Below are 19907 nucleotides of genomic sequence, written 5' to 3'. Positions count from 1 at the left end.
AGACTGAAACTCCTTTACTGGGATTACAGTGCGAACAATTCGCGAAGGGAGTGGATGCCCTCTCCTGTATGGTAATCATAGCGTTTGATTTTCACGGCATCAATGCCGACCTGGGCCGGCGCCCAAATGTCATTGCGGTCGTGGTCGCCGATATACAGCACATCCCGCGCTTCCAGTCCCGACCGCTCGAGCGCCAGACTGAAAATCGCCGGGTCCGGTTTCTCGAGGCCGACCTCGGTCGACACGATGACGGGATCGAAGTAATGCAGGATCCCTTTATGCTCCAGGATGGATGAGAGCGTCGGGGCAAAGTTCGAAATAATGCCGAGCTTGTAGCCTTCCCGGCTTAATCGTTCGATGCATTCCTTCACATCCTCAAACAGCGCATACTGCTCCGGCGCGGTAAACAAATGATACAGCTCGTGGCAGCATTGATGCACCTGTTCTTCGGTCCATTGCTCCTCGTCCACGCCCAATCGCTGAAGTATATAGTGATACAGCTTGACCCAGAATGCCCTGTCCGATTCCGGCGTGCATACCTCGAACGGATCCAGCTGTTTGCCGTAATAAAATAGACGGAACGCTTCGGTAAAAAGTTCACCGATCTGCTCCTCTCCCCGGTGCATCGCCTTGCTTGCCAAATACTGCTGCATAATGACGCGCGCGGCGGGGATCGTAATTAACGTATCGCCTACGTCGAAAAATATCGCTTTATAGTCGCGGAGTGACTTGACCATCGATGCTTCACCTCGTATCTGACCGGTTAACCGGCCCTGCTCATCTTTTCTAGTTTACCATAACTTTTTCGCGCGCAAAAGAAAAGCCGGAGACGGTCTCTCTTGCGACCCTTCCGACTGGCTCCAGTGTGCTTCGGCTTACGTTTCTTTAATATGTGTGTCTTTGAAGTTCGGCGGATTGAACCAGTTGCCACCGCTCGCCACCCATGTCGAATCGAGCGGCACCCATTCATTGCTTTCCGACAAATATACTTCGTTCCAGGCGTGGGGGCCGTACCCGCCGCGGCCGTCATACCCGAGTCCGGTTACGACCTTGACTTCCAAGCCGACCGACCGGGCCATGACCGCGTACAACCGGGAATAGTCGATGCACACGCCTTTCTTCGAATGGAACGTCTCTTCCGGCGTCTGCTCTTTCCAGATGCGCTGCTCTTCATACAGCTTGACCTTGTCCCAGTCGTACTTCACGCGTGTGCCGACCCACCGGTACAACAGCTTCGCCTTCTCTTCATCCGTCTTCGCGCCCGCCGCGACCTCCTTCGCCGCCAGCGCAATATCCGGCGGGACTTTGGCGTCCAGCACCTCGTATTTGCGCTGCAAAATGTTGGCGAATTCCTGCTCCACCGCACGGGTAAACACGGGCAGTCGGCTTGAAATGAACTCGCCTGCGGCCGGCTCGATCACTTCCTTCGCGCCTTTCTGGTAAATCGAGGAGGCCTGAATGTAGCCCGCCGCCGGTGTTTGCGGGAACAGCGTCGTAACGACGAACAGCGCCGCGATCATCACCATCCCCCGGCCCAAGCCGGTCACCGCGCCGAGTACGCCGCCGATCAGGCTGCTGAGCAAGGACGGCGTTCCTTCCCCGAGCTTGCTCCGGTCACTGCGGAGCGCCTCCCAGCGATCCAACACCGGATCGACGATCCGGTAGACGATCTGCTTAATCGCGCCGTAGCCCAGCACGAACAATAAGCTGAAGCGCAGCAGCGAGAAATCGCGGATCGCGGTAATCAAGGTATAGTACAGCTGCTTCCAGAACCCGAGCGCTTCGGATGGAATGACGATGTTCAGTCCGATTAGAAAGGCTTGCAGCATGGGCGACAGCCAGCTGCTGAGCTTCCAAGCGAGAAATAAGCTGACCACCGTTACCGCTCCTTCCATCACCATAAGCAGCAATCGTCTGGCGGAGGAGGAAGCGCCGCGGACGAGCCCCTGCACAACCGACGCGATCATAACGACGCTGATCATCACCGTAATCCAGTTCCACTGCTGCAGCTGCTGCCAAACGCCCATCCGCTCCCCCTCCTTTTCACGGCATCCGATATGAACAGGAAACTCGTAACATTGTGTCTCTCTACATGCCCGCGTTCTTCTTCGCCTGTTCTATGAACGTTTTCACCATATCGTCCACCTTCACGGTGAACGTCTGATTCATGAACGTCACCTGCACCTCCGCGGCGCCGGGCTTACCTTCGACCTTCACGCTCTTGGTCATGATCGTGAACGAGCCGTCGGCATTTTGCGAATATTTCGCTTCCTTCACTTCCTGGCCGATCGCGTTCATCGCCTGCGTCTTCGCTTCGGCGGCGACCTTGGCGCCTACCGTCGTGCCAAGCTCAAGCAGCTGATCTTTGTAGCTCGCGCCATAGAAAAACAGCCCGGCGACAATCGCCAGCACGATGACCCATTTGATCACCGTCTTCACGATTTTTATGACCAGGAATAAAACGATGAGCGCCCCCAAAATAATGTACCAGCGTTCCGCCAAAAAGGCTGTTAAAAAATCCAAAGCCATCTCTCCCTCATTGAGCTCATGCGCATCTGTTACTCATCATACAATAATTTCCTTTTACTCTTCATCTCTTTTTTTCCGCAGTTCCGCCAGCTTTCGCTGGATTTCGTCGCTCCGGTCCCGCTGCGAATGGCGGAATGTCCTTCTCAGCCTCAGCAGCGCCAGAAGCACGACGATAGTCAGGACCGCTACTACAAGCGTATCCATGGGCTCCCCCTTCAAAAAACTTGTACTATTCCGGCCCCCGCAGGCGTAAACGTAGTAAGGATAGGCAACGGACAACCAACAATGATGTGTGAGGTGATTTGGGTGAAAACCGCTGTATGGCTGTACTTGTTTATGTTCGTAGCCTTCTTCGACCTGCATGCGCAGTATCCGATTCTTTCTCCATTTGCCATATCTCTGGGGGCTGCGCCGTCCTTCATCGGACTCATTCTGGGCGTGTACTCGATTACCCATTTGCCCGGCAATCTGATTGCAGGCTACGGCGTCGACAAGTACGGCAGCAAAGCATTTATTGTATTCAGCCTGATTGTAGCAGGAATCGTCCTCCTAATTCAATCCCGCGTCACCGATCCGTGGGACCTTTTGATCATTCGTTCCATCAGCGGATTCGTGCTCGCTTTTTTATCGCCGGCCTGCCTGACGCTGCTGGCGAAAATCGCCAAGGATCATGTGCAGCAAGGAAAGCTGATGGCCGGCAACGGGATGGTGCATACGATCGCTTCCGTGCTCAGTCCTGCAGCCGGCGCTTTTCTCGTCGCGGAGTTCGGCTTTGCCGCATCCTTTACGTTTCTGGGATGGGTCCTGATCGTGACCGGTATCCTCGCCTGGTTCGGCGTCAACGAACAGCAGTACAAGCAGGCCGCGGCAGAGATGTTCGCCCCGCACGGGGCGGCAGCCGCACTGCCGCCGGGCAATCCTGCGCTCGGCGATCCGTCAAGCCGGATTCCATGGCTGTTCTACGCCGTTCCGCTCGGCATTTCATGCTCCCAGGGCATCTTGTTTTTCGAGCTGCCGCTCATGAAAGAAACACACGGCTCCATTGTCACGTCCGGCGTCTTTTTCTCGCTGATCAGCCTTGGGTCGCTCGTTACGCTGAGTATGCTGTTTCTCAGCCGCGTATCTCCGGTCTTGAGAACATCCTTCGGCAGCCTGGCATTGGCGCTTGTCTTCTTCGGCATGTCGGTGCATTGGCCGCTTCCCGTCTCCGCCTCGCTGTTCTTGATCGGCATGGCCAAAGGGGTCATTTTCCCGGCGATCGCTTCATTTCTTGCCAGTGTGACCAGCTCGAACAAATACGGGCGCGTCTTCTCCATTTTATCGATTTCGTACTCGATCGGCGCCTTTATAGGCCCCATTGTTGCCGGACAAGTGCGGACGCATACATCGCCGTATTTCATCGCGTTCCTGTTTCTGATGCTTTCGCTCTGCCTGCTTCCGATCAACCGGATCAGCCGAACGGTTCGCGCTTAACGCCGCAGCTATATCTTTCGACAAATCTCGTCATCCCGTCTTAGTCCATCAGCCCGCCCCTGCCGCCTTGCGGTCGGGGCTTTCTTTTGGCCCAAAATCGAAAAAAAGGTAGTGCCCGGGTCTGATGTTCCTGGTACTTTAGTTCAAAAATCGAAAATGACCGCAACCTTTGCGAAATGTTGTGCGTTTCACTCTGTCGAGATGTTTAGCAGCGGGCCGTCCCGGTTAAGTACTGATTGCGAGCTGAAAAGGCGGCTTAGTAATTTTTGCCAGCCAGGACAGAAAATACTTGTCCGCTTCGAACCATCTATATGGAACACCGCAAAGGAGGTGAAATACATTTGTCGAGGAAGCCTGATTATCGCAATAAGAAACTATTTGCCCAAAGAGATAGGAGTGAATCCTGCATGAAGCCAGCTGTTTTTAAAAAGACAGCGCAAGTAACCGTGATGATGCTGATCATCTCGATTATGCTTCCGGTACTCGCCTTCGCCGCATCGGGGTTTAAAGATGTGAAGTACGAGAACGGAACCGTGACCGGTACGGTCTATTCCGACGTTTACAGCGTCAATTCGCAAGTTTATATGTACAGCCCAAGCGGCACCCAGCTTAACGTAACCGATGTGACTTACAGCGTGTACGACGGGGTTTACAACTACAAGTTTACCGCATCGGGGCTCGGCACTTATGATTACATTAATTTGTACGGCCCTGTAGGTTCGTCCGTCTATGGCGAAGCCATCACGGATTCGGTTTATAAAGCCGTTTACCGGACCAGCACGCCTCCGACCGGCGGCGGCGGTATTATTGGTGGTGGAGGCGGCGGAGGCGGCGGCTGGATGTCCGGTTCCGAGACCATTATCGTATATGCCGACGGTTCCGTTAACGCCGACCGGCTGAAAGACTCGTTTGAGAAGTACGATACGGTCACGCTGTCGCTGAACGGCGATTTCGTCCTGATTCCGGCCAAAGCACTCGTAAACTTTGTCTCGAATCCGGATAAAATGCTGAAGATTACGAACAGCACCGGTACATACAATCTTCCGCTGAACGTACTGAAGCTGGACGATCTGGCAGCGAAGCTGAATGTAACCGTTGATGAACTGATCATCAAAGCATCCATCAGCAAAGCAGACGACGCAACGACCAATGCAGTGAATGCTGCTGCAAACGCAATCGGCGGCACGCTCGTCAGCTCCATTGTCGATTTCAGCATCACAGGCCTTGGCAAAGAAGACAATAAAGTGGCGGTCGACTTTGGCAGCAATTACATCAGTCGAGTGCTTCCGATGGTGAAAGCAGTCAACCCGGGACAAACGACAGCTGTATTGTACGATCCGGCAACAAGCAAGTTCAGCTTCGTTCCGGCATTGTTCTCCGAGAAGGAAGCGCTGATCAAGCGTAACGGCAGCAGCATCTATGCCGTGATCGAAACGAGCAAAACATTTGGCGACATTAACGGGCACTGGGCGCAAAACTACATCACGCTGCTCGCGAACAAACTGGTTGTAGACGGCGTGACAGACACGACGTTCGAGCCTGAGCGCAGCATCACCCGCGCCGAATTCGCAGCACTGGTTGTACGCTCCCTGGGCTTGTCCACCAGCAGCACAGGCACAACGTTCTCTGACGTCGCATCCGATGCTTGGTACGCAGGCGTGGTAGACGCAGCGTCCAAAGCGAAGCTGATTGACGGCTATGAGGACGGCACGTTCAAGCCGAACGCGACGATTAACCGCGAAGAACTGGCGGCCATGGTTGTACGCGCATTGAACTACGCAGGTGCGAAACCGGCCGTTACGTCCGAAGAGCAGGCTCAGCTCCTTGGTAAATTCAAGGATGCAAGCAGCATCGTCTGGGCGAACGAAGAAGTCGCAACCGCAATCAAAGCAGGCATCATCGACGGCATGACGGACGATATGCTTGGCGCCCGCAGTACGGCGACTCGCGCACAATCGGCAACAATGCTGAAGCGTCTGCTCACAACGGCTAAATTCATCAACTAAGAATCAGCTTAACGGCCACTCTCCTTTTGTAAAACGGTCCGGCGATCAGCCGGACCGTTTTTTTGCTATACAGCAAGGTAAGCACCGTGACTCGCTACGAATGAGTTCCCCTGTTCCGCCCCACGAAATCTCGCTCTAACGCAAGTTTACGCTTTGGAATAATCCGCTAAGGATTAACTTCTTCGTGAGGCCAGCCGGTTCCTTAATCGGCGCCGGACACGGACAGACATCCTCGTCCCATCGTTGCTCCCCCCGAGCCTGCTGCCGCCGCCATCCTGTCATAGCCTAAGCGGATTCAACGAAGTCCAGCGCTTGCATTTCGGAGCTAAGTCACGGCCGGTCAAGCCAAAGCAGCGATCACACATATTTTTCGACATTTCCTGGGAAATACGAACACAAAAGTATGGGATGGGACATCAAAAGGGGATATACTACAAAAAAGATCTTATCTACTCGTTGAACGGAGGATTGCCATGTCGATCGCCATCATCGTAGAGGGGAAAAACGACAAAAGCAGGCTTCGCCGCCTGCTGAAGGATGACATTGCGATTTACTGCACCTTCGGTTCCTTAAATACCGAAAGGCTGGAAAACTTGAAAAAAAAGATCGGCGAAAGCGAGGTCTTCCTTTTTACGGACAACGACTCCTCCGGCAAAAAAATACGCGGCATCCTGCGGGATACTTTCCCCGACGCCGAGCAGATCTATACGCGCCGCGGCTACGCCGGTGTCGAAGGAACGCCGGACGAGTACCTGATTCAGCAATTGGAAAAGGCCGGGCTCGAGGAGTATATTGTCTACCCTCCGGAATACCCGACCTTCGATTCGTTATGACGCTGTCCGTCAACCGATGAACTTCAATAAATAAATGACCAGCGTGACGGTAAATATGCTGAAGATTGTAGAGGAAAACACCACTTGCGACGAAAACTCCGGCTCATTGTCATACTCTACGGCAATGAGCACGCTGCTCAGCGAGGTCGGCACCGCGCACGACAGCACGAGCGCTTGGGCCATCACGCCGTCGATGCCAAGCAGCAGGACAATCCCGAACCCGACGGCGGGCCCGGCCAGCAGCCGCAGCACGTTGGACAGCATCACATCGGACAGCTGAAACTTCCACTTCATGCTCCCGAGCTGCACACCAAGCGTCAGCAGCGCTGTGGCGATAAACGCATTCGACACGTAATTGATCGGCGTATACACCGGCGCCGGAATCGGGATATGCAGCCCATTCATCAAAAACGCGACCGGGATAATATAAATGACCGGCAGCGTCAAGATCGTCCGAATCGTTTGGCGGATATCGCCTTTTTTGTGCGCATTGACGGAGTATATTCCGTACGTGTTCGGCAGCAGGCTCTGCATCATCATAATAATAATTTGAATCGACATCGTGAAGGCGTCGCCGACAAACACAAGCTGGTTGAGCGGAATGGCGTAATTGGCGCTGTTATAAAACAAGACGCTGTTTCTGACAGCCGGCACCATGCCGCCCTGATAGCGGCGAATACGGATTACGATTTCCACGAGGATATACATCGCTGCAAAGAAAAGAACGAAGAACAGCAGCGTTTGTCCCAGCACACTTAAGGAAAGCGTGGATTCATACAGCATCTTGAAGACGACCGCCGGAGAAAACAAATAAAAGTTCAGCTTGGATAACGTTCGTATATCCAGTTGAAAGGCTCTGTATAACACAACGCCAATCGCGATCATAATCGTAAGCGGTATAACGTTGCTGAGCAAAATATGCGTGAAGTAACCCATCCTTGCAATAAAGCCCCCGTTCGATTGCGATTATTCTTTGCTGATCTTGATCAGATCGGAGACGACTTTATCCAGGTCGAGATCCTCGTCATTTCCGCTGTAATAAGTCCGCAGATCGCCCTTCCCGTCCACCAGCAGGAACAAGTTGCTGTGGGTATACGTTCCTGTTTTCGGATCTTTCACGACAAGCACGCCGAATTTTTTGGCCAGGTCGATGACCGATGCTTCTTCTCCCCGCAGAAAATACCATCCTTTATAATCGGCATGAAACCGTTGGGAAAATTCCTTCAGCTGCGCGGTCGTATCGTTTGTCGGATCGAACGTAATGGACATGAGTGCAGTTTTCGTACCGAATACGCCCTTCTCGACCAGCTTGTCTTGAATTTTCGACAACGTAAAGGTTGTCGGCTGGCATACGTCAGGGCAGGTAGAATAGTAGAAATAAATCAGCTTGGCTTTCCCCGTCGTGTCGCCGAGCGATACTTGCTTTCCATCCAGGTTCTCCAGCTTGAAATCAGGCGCTTTTTGCAATACGCCGATTTTTTGATCTGGTCCTTTCATCAGCATGTAGCCGAATGTGCCGATCAGACCGACCAGCAGCACAATGACAATGATTTTGAAGCCGTTTTTTTGCACCCTCTCCACCCTCTCGTTCTCGCTATTTAACCATCTCGCGCACCTGCTGCGGCTGCCGTCAAAAAATAAATCCCAGGCGAAGAAGCCGCCGTGGGATTATATTTTGACTGGATCAACGCGCCGCGTTACACGGTGTTCACAACCATAATAATGAAGAGCAGCGTCAAATAATTAATCGAGAAAATAAACATCTTCTTCGACCACTGCACCTCGTCCTCCGCCTTGAAGCCTTTAATGCTGAGGAATGCCCAGTACAGCCCCATCAATGCGGCGAACGCCAAATAAATTTCGCCGACATAGCCGTACACATAGAGCAGCAGCGATACGGGAACGAGCAGCACGATATAGCGGACCATGCTCAGCTTCGTCACATACGTGCCTCGCACGACGGGTAGAAGCGGAAACCCGGCTGCACGGTATTCTTCCATGCGCCGAATGCCCAGCGCCCAGAAATGCGGCGGCTGCCATAAAAACATAATGCCGTAAAGAATGATGGCACCTGCGTCAAATTGCGGGTTCACGGCGCAGTAGCCGATGACCACCGGCATCGATCCGGAGAAGCTGCCAACAAAGGTGCTCCACACCGAAGTGCGCTTAAACCATGCCGTATACAGCCACACGTAAAGGAACAAACCGATCAGACCTAGCAAAGCCGCTAACGGATTCGTACCGAACCACAGTACTGCAAGGCCGACAATGCCAAGAATAATCCCGTATAACAGTACCGTTTGCGGGGCGATTCTGCCCGTGGCGAGCGCACGCTTCTGCGTACGGGCCATCTTCGTATCCATGTCGCGGTCCAAATAATTGTTCAACACGCATCCCGATGCCATCACCAGCGCTCCGCCGAGCAATGTATATATCATCAACAGCCAGTTGATATCCCACTTGGACGCCACCCAAAATCCGCCAAACGTCGTGATCGAATTGGAAAACAAAATACCGGGCTTCGCCAGTTGGACGAAATCCCTCCAGCTCACCGGCAAGCTTTGTACCGCATCGTCGGCAGCGGCGGCCGTCTCCGCGCCAAGCTCCAAACTTGCTTGCTCTTTCAATCTTACAACCCCCTTATATGAAGGATCCGTTCCGCAGCCACTTCATCAGTATAGCTCATACATCCCCTTTATAATAGCAACCTGCCGAACATTTGACAACAAACACATCCTGGTGTTCAAAATATTGTCGATATGTGCGCTCGAAGTTGTGACAATAAAATAAAATCCGTCCGGTGAAAAACCGGACGGTAAGTGATGGGCGCTGTCTGCTGTTTTGTTCACTATATATTATAGAAGAAATACGTTTTACTTATTGCCGAATGTTAGCCAAAGCTAATGCATCCAGCTCTTGCAAAGCTTATTTTCCGAGCTTCGGTCCCCGTTTCGTACTAGAACCGCCGGACCTAATTGTCCGGCAAAGCGAAGCGGAGCAGCCCGTTACTTCGGCACGGACAACGGCGGCTTATGAAAAGACACGGAGCGGATGATGCTCCAGGCCTTGTCGAGCAGCGCAGCGATCTCGTATACGCGATGGCCGAGCACCGAGACGGCGAGTCCGTGTTTGTACGTCAGGCTGATGCCGTAATACAAGCTGCCGTCCGAAGGGAATTCTCGCTCCAGCCGCTCGCGCAGCTTCTCGGCCAAGGCGGCATCCGCGGCTGTTGAGAACAAATACAGGGCGCCCAGATGCGTATAGCCGTCCCAGCGTCCTGCGACGGCCGGGGCATGCCGGCCCGGCTCCGTCTGCTGCTTCGCCGAGAAAATCAGCTCATCGTCATACCGGACGGACAGGCGCGACCGGTAAAGCTCATATTGGAACTGCTCGCCGCGATGCGTTCGCCCCGGGCATACGATCTCGCTAAAGATCAGCGTCGAGTCCCGCTCCATGCGAATATCCGTCTCGCTCACATAATACGCCTCGCGGTACAGCATTAACGGTTCCGGCATGTATTCGACATAGGCACCGGAAGCCAAGTGCAGCGTTTGCCGCTGGCGGGTCGGGACGGCTGGGTCGCCTTCGCGTTTGCGCGCCGGATGCACCTTCGTATACGACTGGTTCGTAATGAAGACATCGGTGCCTTCGCCGAAACGCCACTGCTGGTCGTACACGTCGCCGGCCATCATACCGGGAGACGCGTCCATGACGTACACGCCAAGCTGCCGTCCGTCGAAGCGGAACGTTTTGGCGATTTTGAGCGGATACGATTGCTGATGGCGCAGCAGCTGCGTTCCGTCCCCGCTGAAAGTAAATTCAGCGGCGATCGCCCCGGTCACCTCAGGCATGGCTGAACTCGTGCTCCACCCAATGGACGATATCATCCAGCCCTTGACCGCCGAACAAGTTCGAGAATACGAACGGCTTGTCGCCGCGCATCCGAATCGTGTCCTCCTCCATCACCTTCAGGCTGGCGCCGACATGCGGGGCAAGGTCGATTTTGTTAATGATCAGCATGTCGGAGCGCATAATGCCCGGGCCCCCCTTCCGCGGGATTTTCTCGCCTTGCGCCACGTCAATAATATAGATGAAGCGATCGACCAGCTCGGGGCTGAACGCCGCGGCCAAATTATCGCCGCCGCTCTCGATGAAGATGATATCGAGATCAGAGAACCGCCGTTCCAGCTCCTCCACCGCCTCGAAGTTCATCGAAGCGTCCTCGCGGATCGCCGTATGCGGGCAGCCGCCGGTTTCTACGCCGATGATGCGCTCGGCAGGCAGCGCCTCGGAACGAATCAAAATATTTGCGTCTTCCTTCGTATATATATCATTGGTGATGACGGCAATACTGTACTTATCCGTTAATTTGCGGGCAAGCCTTTCGACCAAAGCGGTCTTGCCCGAGCCGACCGGACCGCCGATCCCGATCCGCATCGGACGGCCCAAATGGATGTGATCCGGTGTTTCCCATTCGTGATGATGATGCGCTCCTCCTTGACACATGACGCGTCAGCCTCCTTCAAGTTATCAATGAATACGTATATTAATGAAGCGAAATAAATGATTCAGGACATAAACAATCGCGAGTACAGCGCTTCGTGCCGCATCATAGCGATTTCCGCATAAGGAACGCTTACGTACCCGTCCTCCAGCGGATCCAGCGATTCCGTCTGCCGCGCCGCTTCCGCAATCGCGGGCAGCAGCGAAGCCAGCAGCTTCTGACCGTCCGTCTGGCCGAGCGACATAAGGCGCAGCCCGCTGTTTATACACGTTATCGTACACGTGTATAAATACCCTTCCACGGCAACGGGCAGCGGTGCCTGCAGCTCATGGCTGATCCAGCCGTGAATGAACGGATGCGTGCCGATGCACTGCTTCGACTGCATTGCTTCGTCCAGCGGCTCCCACGCCAGATTCGGATACATCGCCCGCGCCAGCTGGTACAGCCGCCGGCCCATCTTGGCGACGCCGTCTCGGGTTTCCGCCGCGATCCGCTGCACATGCTGTTCGCGGTCGATCCGCCACAGCTCGGCGTAGCGCTTGTCGGGAGCGAGCAAGTAGACGGCTTTGACTGCCAGCGCGTCGACCGGCCCCCAGCTGTGAAACAGCATCGCTTCGATATATTGCCTCAGCTGCCCGGCATGCTCGATGCGTCCGCTTTGCACCATCGTTTCCAAACCGAATGAATGCGAGAACCCGCCGATCGGCAGAGCCGAGTCGAGGAATTGCGTATAGGCGAGCCAAGTAAAGGTTGAAGTATTGTTCATCAAAATAGAAAATACCGCTGCGCCATCGGCAGCACGCTGACCGGCTCGCAGGTGACCGCCACGCCGTCCACCTTCACCTCGTATGTCTCCGGGTTCACTTCGATGTTCGGCGTTTCACCGTTATGGATCATATGTTTTTTCGTGACGGAGCGGCAATGCTTGACCGGCTCGATACGCTTTTGCAGGCCAAGCTCGAGGTGTACGCCGGCATCGTAGGCGGCTTGCGACACGAATGTGATGCAATGGTTCAGCGCCCGGCCGAACGCGCCGAACATCGGGCGTCCGAATACCGGCTGCGGCGTCGGAATGGAAGCGTTCGGATCGCCCATTTGCGCGAAAGCGATGATGCCGCCCTTGACGACCATATCCGGCTTGACGCCAAAGAAGGCGGGGCTCCAGACGACGAGATCGGCGAGCTTGCCGACCTCGACCGAGCCGACGAGATGCGAGACGCCGTGCGTAATCGCGGGATTGATCGTGTACTTGGCGATATACCGCTTGATGCGGAAGTTATCGTTGGCGCCTGCGCCGTCATCGCCGGAGTCGGCCCCCGTGGCGGCTGCGCCCGGTTCGGGCAGCGGGCCGCGCTGCTTCTTCATCTTATCCGCCGTCTGCCACGTGCGGATGATCACCTCGCCTACGCGGCCCATCGCCTGGGAATCGGAGCTGATCATGCTGAACACGCCGAGATCATGCAGTATATCCTCCGCCGCGATGGTCTCCGGGCGAATCCGTGAATCCGCGAAGGCAACGTCCTCCGGGATACGGCTGTCGAGATGATGGCAAACCATCAGCATATCGAGATGCTCCTCGACCGTATTGATCGTATACGGGCGGGTCGGGTTCGTCGAGGAAGGCAGCACATTCAGTTCCGAGGCGATCCGAATAATATCCGGCGCATGCCCTCCCCCGGCGCCTTCGGTATGGTACGTATGGATCGTGCGCCCGCCGATGGCGCGGATTGTGTCTTCGACAAAGCCGGACTCGTTAAGCGTGTCCGTATGAATCGCCACCTGCACGTCGTAGCGGTCGGCCACGGCCAGGCATGCGTCGATCGCAGCCGGCGTCGTGCCCCAATCCTCGTGCAGCTTCAGCCCGATCGCGCCGGCCTCCACCTGCTCGGCGAGCGGCTCCGGGAAGGCGGCGTTGCCTTTGCCGGTGAACCCGAGGTTCATCGGGAACGCCTCCGCCGCCTCCAGCATCCGGCGCATATGCCATGCGCCCGGCGTGCAGGTTGTGGCGCTGGTGCCCGCCGCGGGTCCCGTCCCGCCGCCGATCATCGTCGTTACGCCGGAGGCGAGCGCCGTTTCGATCTGCTGCGGACATATATAATGAATATGTGTGTCGATGCCGCCGGCCGTCACGACTTTGCCTTCGCCCGCGATCACTTCCGTAGAAGCGCCCACGATCATGTTCGGATCGACGCCGTCCATAATATCGGGATTGCCGGCTTTGCCGATGCCGACGATCAGGCCGTCCTTGATCCCGATATCCGCCTTCACGATGCCGGAGTGATCAATAATCAATGCATTGGTGATCAGCGTGTCGAGCACGCCTTGATCCCGCGTATGCCGGCTGGACTGTCCCATCCCGTCACGGATCACTTTCCCGCCGCCGAACTTGCATTCGTCTCCGTAACGCGTGTAATCGCGCTCGACTTCCGCCCACAAGTCGGTGTCCGCCAGGCGGACGGCATCTCCGACCGTCGGGCCGAACATGAGCGCATACGATTTGCGGTTCATCTGTACCATCTACTCGCCCTCCTCCCATTGGCCTAGCCGGATGCGCACCGGTTCCGGCAGCGCGCCGCGGCGCGCCTCGCCCTGCGATAATCCGTTCAGGCCGAAGGACAGCCGGTCGCCTCCAAGTTCCGTCAGCGTGATCGGCTTCTCTTCTCCCGGTTCAAACCGGACCGCCGTGCCCGCCGGTATATCCAGACGCATGCCGAAGGCCGCAGCACGGTCAAACGCCAACGCCCGATTCACTTCGAAAAAATGATAATGCGAGCCGACCTGTATCGGGCGATCCCCCCTATTAATGACGACAATTGCCGCTTTCACTTTTCCGGCGTTCAGTTCCACGGTTCCTTCCCGAACGCGGTATTCTCCCGGTTTCATTGCGTCGTTCCTCCTCCTAAGCTAGATGTTCGGCTGCCCGCTCATTCAAATTATTGGCGAATCGGCTGATGCACCGTAACCAGCTTCGTGCCGTCCGGGAACGTCGCCTCCACCTGCACTTCATGAATCATGTCGGGCACCCCGGACATCACCTGCTCCGCACGCAGCACGGTCGTCCCATACTCCATGAGCTGCGCAACCGTCATCCCGTCGCGTGCGCCCTCCATAATCTCCGAAGTAATAAGCGCCACGCTCTCGGGATAGTTAAGGCGCACACCGCGCGCAAGCCGGCGCCGGGCCAGATCAGCTGCAACCGTAATGAGCAGCTTCTCCTTCTCCCTTTCTGTAAGGTTCATGTTAGATCCTCCTCAACAAAACACGAATAATGCACTGCTAATAACTTTATTATATTCGCGTTTTGCTCATCTGTAAATCTATTTATGTTATATAAAATCACACAAAACACGGCATAACATCAAAAAATCCCGCGCATTTTCTTAATGACGTGGAAAACCGATAAATAAGTGACGCATTTACCGCGTTCACATGTTTAGGAAAAATAAATTTATGTAATATATATTGACATGTAAATCACATTTGAATAAGATATGGCATGTAAGCCATACTGACATACCGACATGATGGATTAAAAAAATTAGGGGAGTGGATGAAACATGTTATTCAAAAGAAAAAGGCTTACCGCACTGATGGCAGTCTCACTGACGCTATCCGCCTTCCTGGCGGGCTGCTCCGGCGCAGCCAAACCGGCCGCATCCGGCACCGACGCCAAAACGGAAGCACCCGCAGGGGACAACACCGTTCCCGTCGGAATCGTTCACTCCTTGACCGGCACCATGTCCATCAGTGAAGTATCCGTGAAAGATGCGGAAATGATGGCGATCGAGGAAATCAACAAAGCCGGCGGCGTTCTGGGCAAACAGCTGAAGCCGATCGTCGAAGACGGCGCTTCCGACTGGCCTACGTTTGCAGAAAAGACAAAAAAACTGCTGCAAAAAGACAAAGCCGTCGTCATCTTCGGCGGATGGACTTCCGCCAGCCGCAAAGCAGTGCTGCCGGTCGTAGAGCAGAACAAAGGGCTCTTCTTCTATCCTGTCCAATACGAAGGCTTGGAATCATCGCCGAACATCTTTTATACCGGCGCTACGACGAACCAGCAAATTGTGCCGGCCGTATCATGGCTGCTGCAAAACAAGGGCAAAAAGTTTTTCCTGCTCGGCTCCGATTACGTATTCCCGAGAACGGCCAATAAAATCATTAAAGAGCAGCTCAAGGCGGAAGGCGGCACGCTGATCGCCGAAGAATATACGCCGCTCGGCCATACGGATTACAACACGATCATCAGTAAAATCAAAAAGGAAAAGCCGGACGTCGTCTTCAATACGCTCAACGGCGACAGCAACGTCGCGTTCTTCAAACAGCTGAAAGACGCAGGCCTCAGCTCCAAAGACTTGACGACGCTGTCCGTCAGCATCGCCGAAGAGGAAATCCGCGGCATTGGCGCTTCCATTCTCGAAGGCCACTACACCGCATGGAACTACTACCAAACGACGGATACGCCGGAAAACAAAAAGTTCGTCGAAGCCTACAAAGCGAAGTACGGCAAAGACCGCGTGACGGACGATCCGATCGAAGCAGCATACACCGGCGTCTATCTGTGGGCTGAAGCCGTCAAGAAAGCCGGTTCCTTTGAAGTGGATAAAGTGAAAGCGGCGGCGAAGGGCATCGAATGGAACGCTCCGGAAGGCAAAGTCAAAGTCGACGGCGACAATCAGCACATCTATAAGACCGTGCGGATCGGCCAAATTCAGTCCGACGGCATGATCAAGGAAGTTTGGAATTCCGGCCAGTCGGTTAAGCCGGATCCGTTCCTCAAAACGTATCCTTGGGGCGCAGCCGTAACCAAGTAGTCTTACAGAGAGAGAACCGGTAAAACGGGGACTGCCGAAGGCAGTCCCTCTGTTTTCCGACCGTTAAAGGAGGTATTCCGTTATGAGCCTGATTCTGCTTCAGTTGTTTAACGGGGTGTCGCTCAGCTCCATCCTGCTGCTTATCGCGCTTGGACTGGCGATTACTTTCGGGCTGATGAACGTCATTAACATGGCCCACGGCGAATTCATTATGATCGGCGCCTACATGGCGTATACGATCCAGCAGCTGTTCCAGAAGATGCTGCCGGCTTCCAGCTTCGGCCTCTACTTCCCGCTCGCGCTGGTCGTCGCCTTCGGCGTCGCGTTCGTCATGGGCTGGCTGCTGGAGGCGCTGCTCATCCGCTTCCTGTACGGACGGCCGCTGGATAGCCTGCTGGCCACCTGGGGCGTCAGCCTCGTGCTGCAGCAGCTTGCCCGCTCCATCTTCGGCGCGCCCAACGTCGCCGTCACCGCGCCTTCGTGGCTGGAAGGCGCGATCACGATCGGCGATGATCTGACGCTGCCTTACAAGCGGCTGTTCATCATCGCGCTGGTCATCGCATGCCTGGCCGTCATTTACTGGTACTTGTATCATACGCGGGGCGGGCGCAACATGCAGGCCGTCATGCAAAATCGCAACATGGCCTCATGCCTCGGCATCTCCACCCGCCGCGTCGACGCGCAGGCGTTCGCCTTCGGCTCCGGCATGGCCGGCATCGCCGGCTGCGCCCTGACACTGATCGGCCCGATCGGTCCGACGATCGGCACGTATTATATCGTCGATGCGTTCATGGTCGTTGTGCTCGGCGGCATCGGCAAGCTGATCGGCACGGTCGCCGGCGCGCTTGGCATCGGCGTGCTGAATACGGCCTTCGAATACTCAACCAGCGCGACGCTCGGCAAAGTGATCGTGTTTACGCTTATTATCGCCTTCCTCCAGTGGAAGCCGTCCGGTCTTGTCACCATGAAATCGCGGGCGCTCGACTGATCGCGCTCGCGCGGTGACCGTTAACGAAAGGGGTTTGTGCCATGAACACTCTGCTTAGCAATACAAAAGTAAAAATCGCGCTCAGTGCGCTGCTCTTCATTCTTATGCTGCTGGCGCCGGCGTTTTTGTCCGAGTTCCGGCTGTCGCTGCTCGGCAAATTTCTCGCCTATGCGATCCTCGCCATGGGTCTGGATCTCATCTGGGGATATACGGGCATTCTGAGTCTGGGCCACGGCGTTTACTTCGGGCTCGGCGCTTACTGCATGGCGATGCACCTGAAGCTGGTCGCCTCGAACGGGCAGCTTCCCGACTTTATGTCATGGAGCGGCGTGGAGCAGCTGCCCGCGTTCTGGCTGCCGTTCCACTCCGCCGGCACGGCGATGCTGCTCGCCTTGCTCGTACCGGTCGCCGTCGCCTTCGTGCTCGGCTACCTGACCTTCCGCAACCGGATCCGCGGTACGTTTTTCTCCATATTGTCGCAGGCGCTCGTCATTATCACCATCACCTTGTTCGTCGGCCAGCAGGGCTACACCGGCGGAACGAACGGCCTTACGAATTTCGATACGTTCCTCGGCCTGAAGCTGGGCGAACCGTCGACCAAGCTTACGCTGTATTACATTACGGTCGTCGTCGTCGGACTCGTACTGCTGCTCTGCCTATGGCTCGCGTCGAGCCGTCTCGGCAAAATTCTCGTCGCCATTCGCGACGCCGAGAACCGGGTCCGGTTCATCGGCTACAACCCGGTCGCCTACAAAGTGTTCATCTACTGCGTGTCCGCTGCGCTCGCCGGACTGGCCGGCGTCTTGTTCGTCCTGCAGGAGGGCATCATCTCCCCCGCGCAAATGGGCATTGTCCCGTCCATCGAGATGGTGCTGTGGGTTGCCATCGGCGGCCGCGCTACGATCTTCGGCGCGCTGATCGGCGCGGTGCTGACGAACTCGGCCAAGACGACGTTCAGCGAAGCGTATCCCGAATGGTGGCCGATTCTGATGGGAGCCATGTTCATCATCGTCACGCTGTTCCTGCCCAAAGGCATTACCGGCACGGTGAAGGACTGGGCTGCCGGCAGATCGCGTCACACTGGGGAGAGGGCCGCTCCCGCCGCATTGAAGCCGGCGCCGCCGCTCGGATTCGCCGAGCTTGAAAAATCACAACAGGGAGGCTAGTCGTGATGAATGCTATGAATGTTTCGTATCGTGAACCATCGACCGCTCCTCTACTCCGCGTCGAACAGCTAGAGGTCGATTTTGACGGGTTCAAAGCCATTCGCGGATTGAATCTGGAGCTGCTGCCGGGAGAGCTTCGTTTTCTCATCGGACCGAACGGCGCGGGAAAAACGACGCTGCTGGATGTGCTGTGCGGCAAAGTTAAGCCGTCCAAAGGCCGGGTGCTGTTCAAAAATTACGATATTTCGCGAAACCAGGAGCATCAGCTCGCCCAGCTCGGCATCGGACGGAAGTTCCAGGCGCCTTCGATCTTCACGACGCTGACGGTGCAGGAGAACCTGCTGCTGTCCATGCGCCAGAAGCGCGGCCTGCTCAGCACGCTCGTAGCGGCCACCAAGCCGGAGCAGCGGGAACGTATCCGCTATTACCTGGATTTGATCGGCCTGGCGGATAAAGCGAAAGACAAAGCCGGCGGCTTGTCCCATGGCGAAAAGCAGTGGCTGGAAATCGGCATGCTGCTCATTCAAGAGCCGGAGCTGCTGCTGCTTGACGAGCCGGCGGCCGGCATGACCGATAGCGAAACAGAAAAAACCGGCGAGCTGCTGCACGCGATCAGCAGCCGGCAAACCGTCGTCGTCGTCGAGCATGACATGGAGTTCGTCCGCCGGTTCGCCAGGACGGTCACCGTGATGCATGAAGGCGCGGTTCTTCGCGAAGGCACGATGCAGGACATTCAGAACGACGATCAAGTCGCGGAAGTGTACTTGGGAAGAAGAGGTGAACGGCATGACTAAGGCAGGAAACACGCTAACGATCGATAAGCTCGCGTCCGGTTACGGCGAGAGCATGGTGCTGCGCGAAATTACGATGAAAGTACGGCCCGGTCAGGTCGTCTGCCTGATGGGCCGCAACGGTGTCGGCAAGACGACGCTGATGAAGACGATCATGGGCCTGATCAAGCCGAAGAACGGCACGATCCGCTACGGTGAACAGGAGCTGACCGCCGCCCCTCCGTACCGCCATGCGAGAGCCGGCATCGGTTATGTGCCGCAAGGCCGCGATATATTTTCCCAGCTGACAGTGGAGGAAAATTTGAAGATCGGGCTCGAAGCGGCCGGCGGCAGCCTGCGCAAAGCCGGGATCCCCGAATCCGTCTACGAGAAATTCCCGGTGCTGGGACAAATGCTGAAGCGCAAGGGCGGAGACCTCAGCGGCGGCCAGCAGCAGCAGCTCGCCATCGCCCGGGCGCTTGTGGCCGAGCCGAAACTGCTGCTGCTTGACGAACCGATGGAGGGCATCCAGCCGTCGATCGTCATGGACATCGAGCGCGTCATCGAGTCGATCAAAGCGAACCAGTCGATGTCGGTGCTGCTCGTCGAGCAAAGCCTGACGTTCGCGACCAGCATCGCGGATTACTACTATGTGCTCGACAAAGGCATGATCGTCGCCGAAGGCACCCCCGCCTCGCTCAGCGAAGATCAGGTCCGCAAGCATTTGGCGGTATGACGCAGCGGCGCGGCAGGCCGAACCTCACAACATCGTTATTCCGATCGCGCATACGTGCGGCTTCGACGGAACAACGATGTTTTTTGATGGA

Annotated in this window: 21 protein-coding genes; 8 read left to right on the top strand and 13 right to left on the bottom strand. The window is 55.8% G+C overall.

Annotation, left to right across the window (positions count from 1 at the left end; all coding sequences use genetic code 11):
* Positions 1 to 23 precede the first annotated feature (23 nt).
* The 4 genes from KXG62_RS09395 to KXG62_RS09380 form a co-directional block, all read right to left on the bottom strand.
* Entirely contained in the window at positions 24 to 737 is a 714-nt protein-coding gene (locus KXG62_RS09395) for an HAD-IA family hydrolase (RefSeq protein ID WP_218091690.1), read from the bottom strand.
* 138 nt (positions 738 to 875) lie between these two features.
* Positions 876 to 2027, bottom strand: coding sequence for a transglutaminase-like domain-containing protein (locus KXG62_RS09390; RefSeq protein WP_218091689.1), 1152 nt, complete (start codon positions 2025 to 2027; stop codon positions 876 to 878).
* A 61-nt stretch (positions 2028 to 2088) separates the two neighbouring features.
* On the bottom strand, positions 2089 to 2529 hold the full coding sequence (locus KXG62_RS09385; RefSeq protein WP_218091688.1) for a hypothetical protein: 441 nt from the start codon (positions 2527 to 2529) through the stop codon (positions 2089 to 2091).
* Positions 2530 to 2583: 54 nt separating this feature from the next.
* On the bottom strand, positions 2584 to 2733 hold the full coding sequence (locus KXG62_RS09380) for a hypothetical protein (RefSeq protein WP_218091687.1): 150 nt from the start codon (positions 2731 to 2733) through the stop codon (positions 2584 to 2586).
* A gap of 102 nt (positions 2734 to 2835) precedes the next feature.
* On the opposite strand from KXG62_RS09380, the gene KXG62_RS09375 reads away from it, so the two are divergent.
* The 3 genes from KXG62_RS09375 to KXG62_RS09365 all read left to right on the top strand — a co-directional run bounded on the left by KXG62_RS09375 (position 2836) and on the right by KXG62_RS09365 (position 6841).
* Positions 2836 to 4002, top strand: a complete 1167-nt coding sequence (locus tag KXG62_RS09375; protein WP_218091686.1) for an MFS transporter — start codon at positions 2836 to 2838, stop codon at positions 4000 to 4002.
* A gap of 407 nt (positions 4003 to 4409) precedes the next feature.
* Entirely contained in the window at positions 4410 to 6008 is a 1599-nt protein-coding gene (locus tag KXG62_RS09370) for an S-layer homology domain-containing protein (RefSeq protein WP_218091685.1), read from the top strand.
* Positions 6009 to 6481: 473 nt separating this feature from the next.
* Positions 6482 to 6841: a toprim domain-containing protein gene (locus tag KXG62_RS09365; protein WP_218091684.1), complete on the top strand. Its 360-nt coding sequence runs from the start codon at positions 6482 to 6484 to the stop codon at positions 6839 to 6841.
* Positions 6842 to 6850: 9 nt separating this feature from the next.
* On the opposite strand, the gene KXG62_RS09360 is transcribed toward KXG62_RS09365, so the two are convergent.
* The 9 genes from KXG62_RS09360 to KXG62_RS09320 all read right to left on the bottom strand — a co-directional run bounded on the left by KXG62_RS09360 (position 6851) and on the right by KXG62_RS09320 (position 14584).
* Positions 6851 to 7777 carry an AEC family transporter gene (locus tag KXG62_RS09360; RefSeq protein ID WP_218091683.1) on the bottom strand — a complete coding sequence of 309 codons (927 nt, stop codon included), beginning with the start codon at positions 7775 to 7777 and terminating at the stop codon, positions 6851 to 6853.
* Between the two features lie 30 nt (positions 7778 to 7807).
* On the bottom strand, positions 7808 to 8413 hold the full coding sequence (locus KXG62_RS09355; protein WP_218091682.1) for an SCO family protein: 606 nt from the start codon (positions 8411 to 8413) through the stop codon (positions 7808 to 7810).
* A gap of 125 nt (positions 8414 to 8538) precedes the next feature.
* Entirely contained in the window at positions 8539 to 9468 is a 930-nt protein-coding gene (gene cyoE / locus KXG62_RS09350; RefSeq protein ID WP_218091681.1) for a heme o synthase, read from the bottom strand.
* 378 nt (positions 9469 to 9846) lie between these two features.
* Complete coding sequence (locus tag KXG62_RS09345) at positions 9847 to 10692, bottom strand: urease accessory protein UreD (RefSeq protein WP_218091680.1); 846 nt, start codon at positions 10690 to 10692, stop codon at positions 9847 to 9849.
* Positions 10685 to 11347 carry an urease accessory protein UreG gene (gene ureG / locus KXG62_RS09340; protein WP_218091679.1) on the bottom strand — a complete coding sequence of 221 codons (663 nt, stop codon included), beginning with the start codon at positions 11345 to 11347 and terminating at the stop codon, positions 10685 to 10687. Before ureG ends, KXG62_RS09345 begins: the two co-directional genes overlap by 8 nt.
* 62 nt (positions 11348 to 11409) lie before the next feature.
* On the bottom strand, positions 11410 to 12111 hold the full coding sequence (locus KXG62_RS09335; protein WP_218091678.1) for an urease accessory protein UreF: 702 nt from the start codon (positions 12109 to 12111) through the stop codon (positions 11410 to 11412).
* On the bottom strand, positions 12111 to 13862 hold the full coding sequence (gene ureC, locus KXG62_RS09330) for an urease subunit alpha (RefSeq protein ID WP_218091677.1): 1752 nt from the start codon (positions 13860 to 13862) through the stop codon (positions 12111 to 12113). The genes KXG62_RS09335 and ureC overlap by 1 nt, the downstream gene beginning before the upstream one ends.
* Complete coding sequence (locus tag KXG62_RS09325; RefSeq protein WP_218091676.1) at positions 13863 to 14228, bottom strand: urease subunit beta; 366 nt, start codon at positions 14226 to 14228, stop codon at positions 13863 to 13865.
* 50 nt (positions 14229 to 14278) lie between these two features.
* Positions 14279 to 14584 carry an urease subunit gamma gene (locus KXG62_RS09320; protein ID WP_218091675.1) on the bottom strand — a complete coding sequence of 102 codons (306 nt, stop codon included), beginning with the start codon at positions 14582 to 14584 and terminating at the stop codon, positions 14279 to 14281.
* A 318-nt stretch (positions 14585 to 14902) separates the two neighbouring features.
* Here KXG62_RS09320 and urtA point away from each other — a divergent pair, with 318 nt between their 5' ends.
* The 5 genes from urtA to urtE all read left to right on the top strand — a co-directional run bounded on the left by urtA (position 14903) and on the right by urtE (position 19816).
* Positions 14903 to 16156 (top strand): urea ABC transporter substrate-binding protein, encoded by a 1254-nt coding sequence (gene urtA / locus KXG62_RS09315; RefSeq protein WP_218091674.1) that lies wholly within the window; start codon positions 14903 to 14905, stop codon positions 16154 to 16156.
* 82 nt (positions 16157 to 16238) lie between these two features.
* Complete coding sequence (gene urtB / locus KXG62_RS09310; RefSeq protein ID WP_218091673.1) at positions 16239 to 17144, top strand: urea ABC transporter permease subunit UrtB; 906 nt, start codon at positions 16239 to 16241, stop codon at positions 17142 to 17144.
* A gap of 41 nt (positions 17145 to 17185) precedes the next feature.
* The gene (urtC, locus tag KXG62_RS09305) at positions 17186 to 18310 is read left to right on the top strand and encodes an urea ABC transporter permease subunit UrtC (protein WP_218091672.1); all 1125 of its coding nucleotides are present in this window, start codon (positions 17186 to 17188) and stop codon (positions 18308 to 18310) included.
* Between the two features lie 14 nt (positions 18311 to 18324).
* Positions 18325 to 19104 carry an urea ABC transporter ATP-binding protein UrtD gene (gene urtD, locus KXG62_RS09300; RefSeq protein ID WP_218091827.1) on the top strand — a complete coding sequence of 260 codons (780 nt, stop codon included), beginning with the start codon at positions 18325 to 18327 and terminating at the stop codon, positions 19102 to 19104.
* Entirely contained in the window at positions 19097 to 19816 is a 720-nt protein-coding gene (gene urtE / locus KXG62_RS09295; protein ID WP_218091671.1) for an urea ABC transporter ATP-binding subunit UrtE, read from the top strand. The genes urtD and urtE overlap by 8 nt, the downstream gene beginning before the upstream one ends.
* Positions 19817 to 19907: the final 91 nt, after the last annotated feature.

This window comes from Paenibacillus solanacearum (assembly GCF_910593845.1).
GTDB classification, from domain to species: domain Bacteria; phylum Bacillota; class Bacilli; order Paenibacillales; family NBRC-103111; genus Paenibacillus_G; species Paenibacillus_G solanacearum.
This window is presented reverse-complemented; position numbering and strand designations above follow the sequence as displayed.

Excerpts from the sequence above, each read along its gene's own strand:
- KXG62_RS09395 (WP_218091690.1), bottom strand. The coding sequence starts at position 737 with ATGGTCAAGTCACTCCGCGACTATAAAGCGATATTTTTCGACGTAGGC.
- KXG62_RS09390 (WP_218091689.1), bottom strand. The coding sequence starts at position 2,027 with ATGGGCGTTTGGCAGCAGCTGCAGCAGTGGAACTGGATTACGGTGATG.
- KXG62_RS09385 (WP_218091688.1), bottom strand. The coding sequence starts at position 2,529 with ATGGCTTTGGATTTTTTAACAGCCTTTTTGGCGGAACGCTGGTACATT.
- KXG62_RS09380 (WP_218091687.1), bottom strand. The coding sequence starts at position 2,733 with ATGGATACGCTTGTAGTAGCGGTCCTGACTATCGTCGTGCTTCTGGCG.
- KXG62_RS09370 (WP_218091685.1), top strand. The coding sequence starts at position 4,410 with ATGAAGCCAGCTGTTTTTAAAAAGACAGCGCAAGTAACCGTGATGATG.
- KXG62_RS09365 (WP_218091684.1), top strand. The coding sequence starts at position 6,482 with ATGTCGATCGCCATCATCGTAGAGGGGAAAAACGACAAAAGCAGGCTT.
- KXG62_RS09360 (WP_218091683.1), bottom strand. The coding sequence starts at position 7,777 with ATGGGTTACTTCACGCATATTTTGCTCAGCAACGTTATACCGCTTACG.
- KXG62_RS09345 (WP_218091680.1), bottom strand. The coding sequence starts at position 10,692 with ATGCCTGAGGTGACCGGGGCGATCGCCGCTGAATTTACTTTCAGCGGG.
- ureG (WP_218091679.1), bottom strand. The coding sequence starts at position 11,347 with ATGTGTCAAGGAGGAGCGCATCATCATCACGAATGGGAAACACCGGAT.
- KXG62_RS09335 (WP_218091678.1), bottom strand. The coding sequence starts at position 12,111 with ATGAACAATACTTCAACCTTTACTTGGCTCGCCTATACGCAATTCCTC.
- ureC (WP_218091677.1), bottom strand. The coding sequence starts at position 13,862 with ATGGTACAGATGAACCGCAAATCGTATGCGCTCATGTTCGGCCCGACG.
- KXG62_RS09325 (WP_218091676.1), bottom strand. The coding sequence starts at position 14,228 with ATGAAACCGGGAGAATACCGCGTTCGGGAAGGAACCGTGGAACTGAAC.
- KXG62_RS09320 (WP_218091675.1), bottom strand. The coding sequence starts at position 14,584 with ATGAACCTTACAGAAAGGGAGAAGGAGAAGCTGCTCATTACGGTTGCA.
- urtA (WP_218091674.1), top strand. The coding sequence starts at position 14,903 with ATGTTATTCAAAAGAAAAAGGCTTACCGCACTGATGGCAGTCTCACTG.
- urtB (WP_218091673.1), top strand. The coding sequence starts at position 16,239 with ATGAGCCTGATTCTGCTTCAGTTGTTTAACGGGGTGTCGCTCAGCTCC.
- urtC (WP_218091672.1), top strand. The coding sequence starts at position 17,186 with ATGAACACTCTGCTTAGCAATACAAAAGTAAAAATCGCGCTCAGTGCG.
- urtD (WP_218091827.1), top strand. The coding sequence starts at position 18,325 with ATGAATGTTTCGTATCGTGAACCATCGACCGCTCCTCTACTCCGCGTC.
- urtE (WP_218091671.1), top strand. The coding sequence starts at position 19,097 with ATGACTAAGGCAGGAAACACGCTAACGATCGATAAGCTCGCGTCCGGT.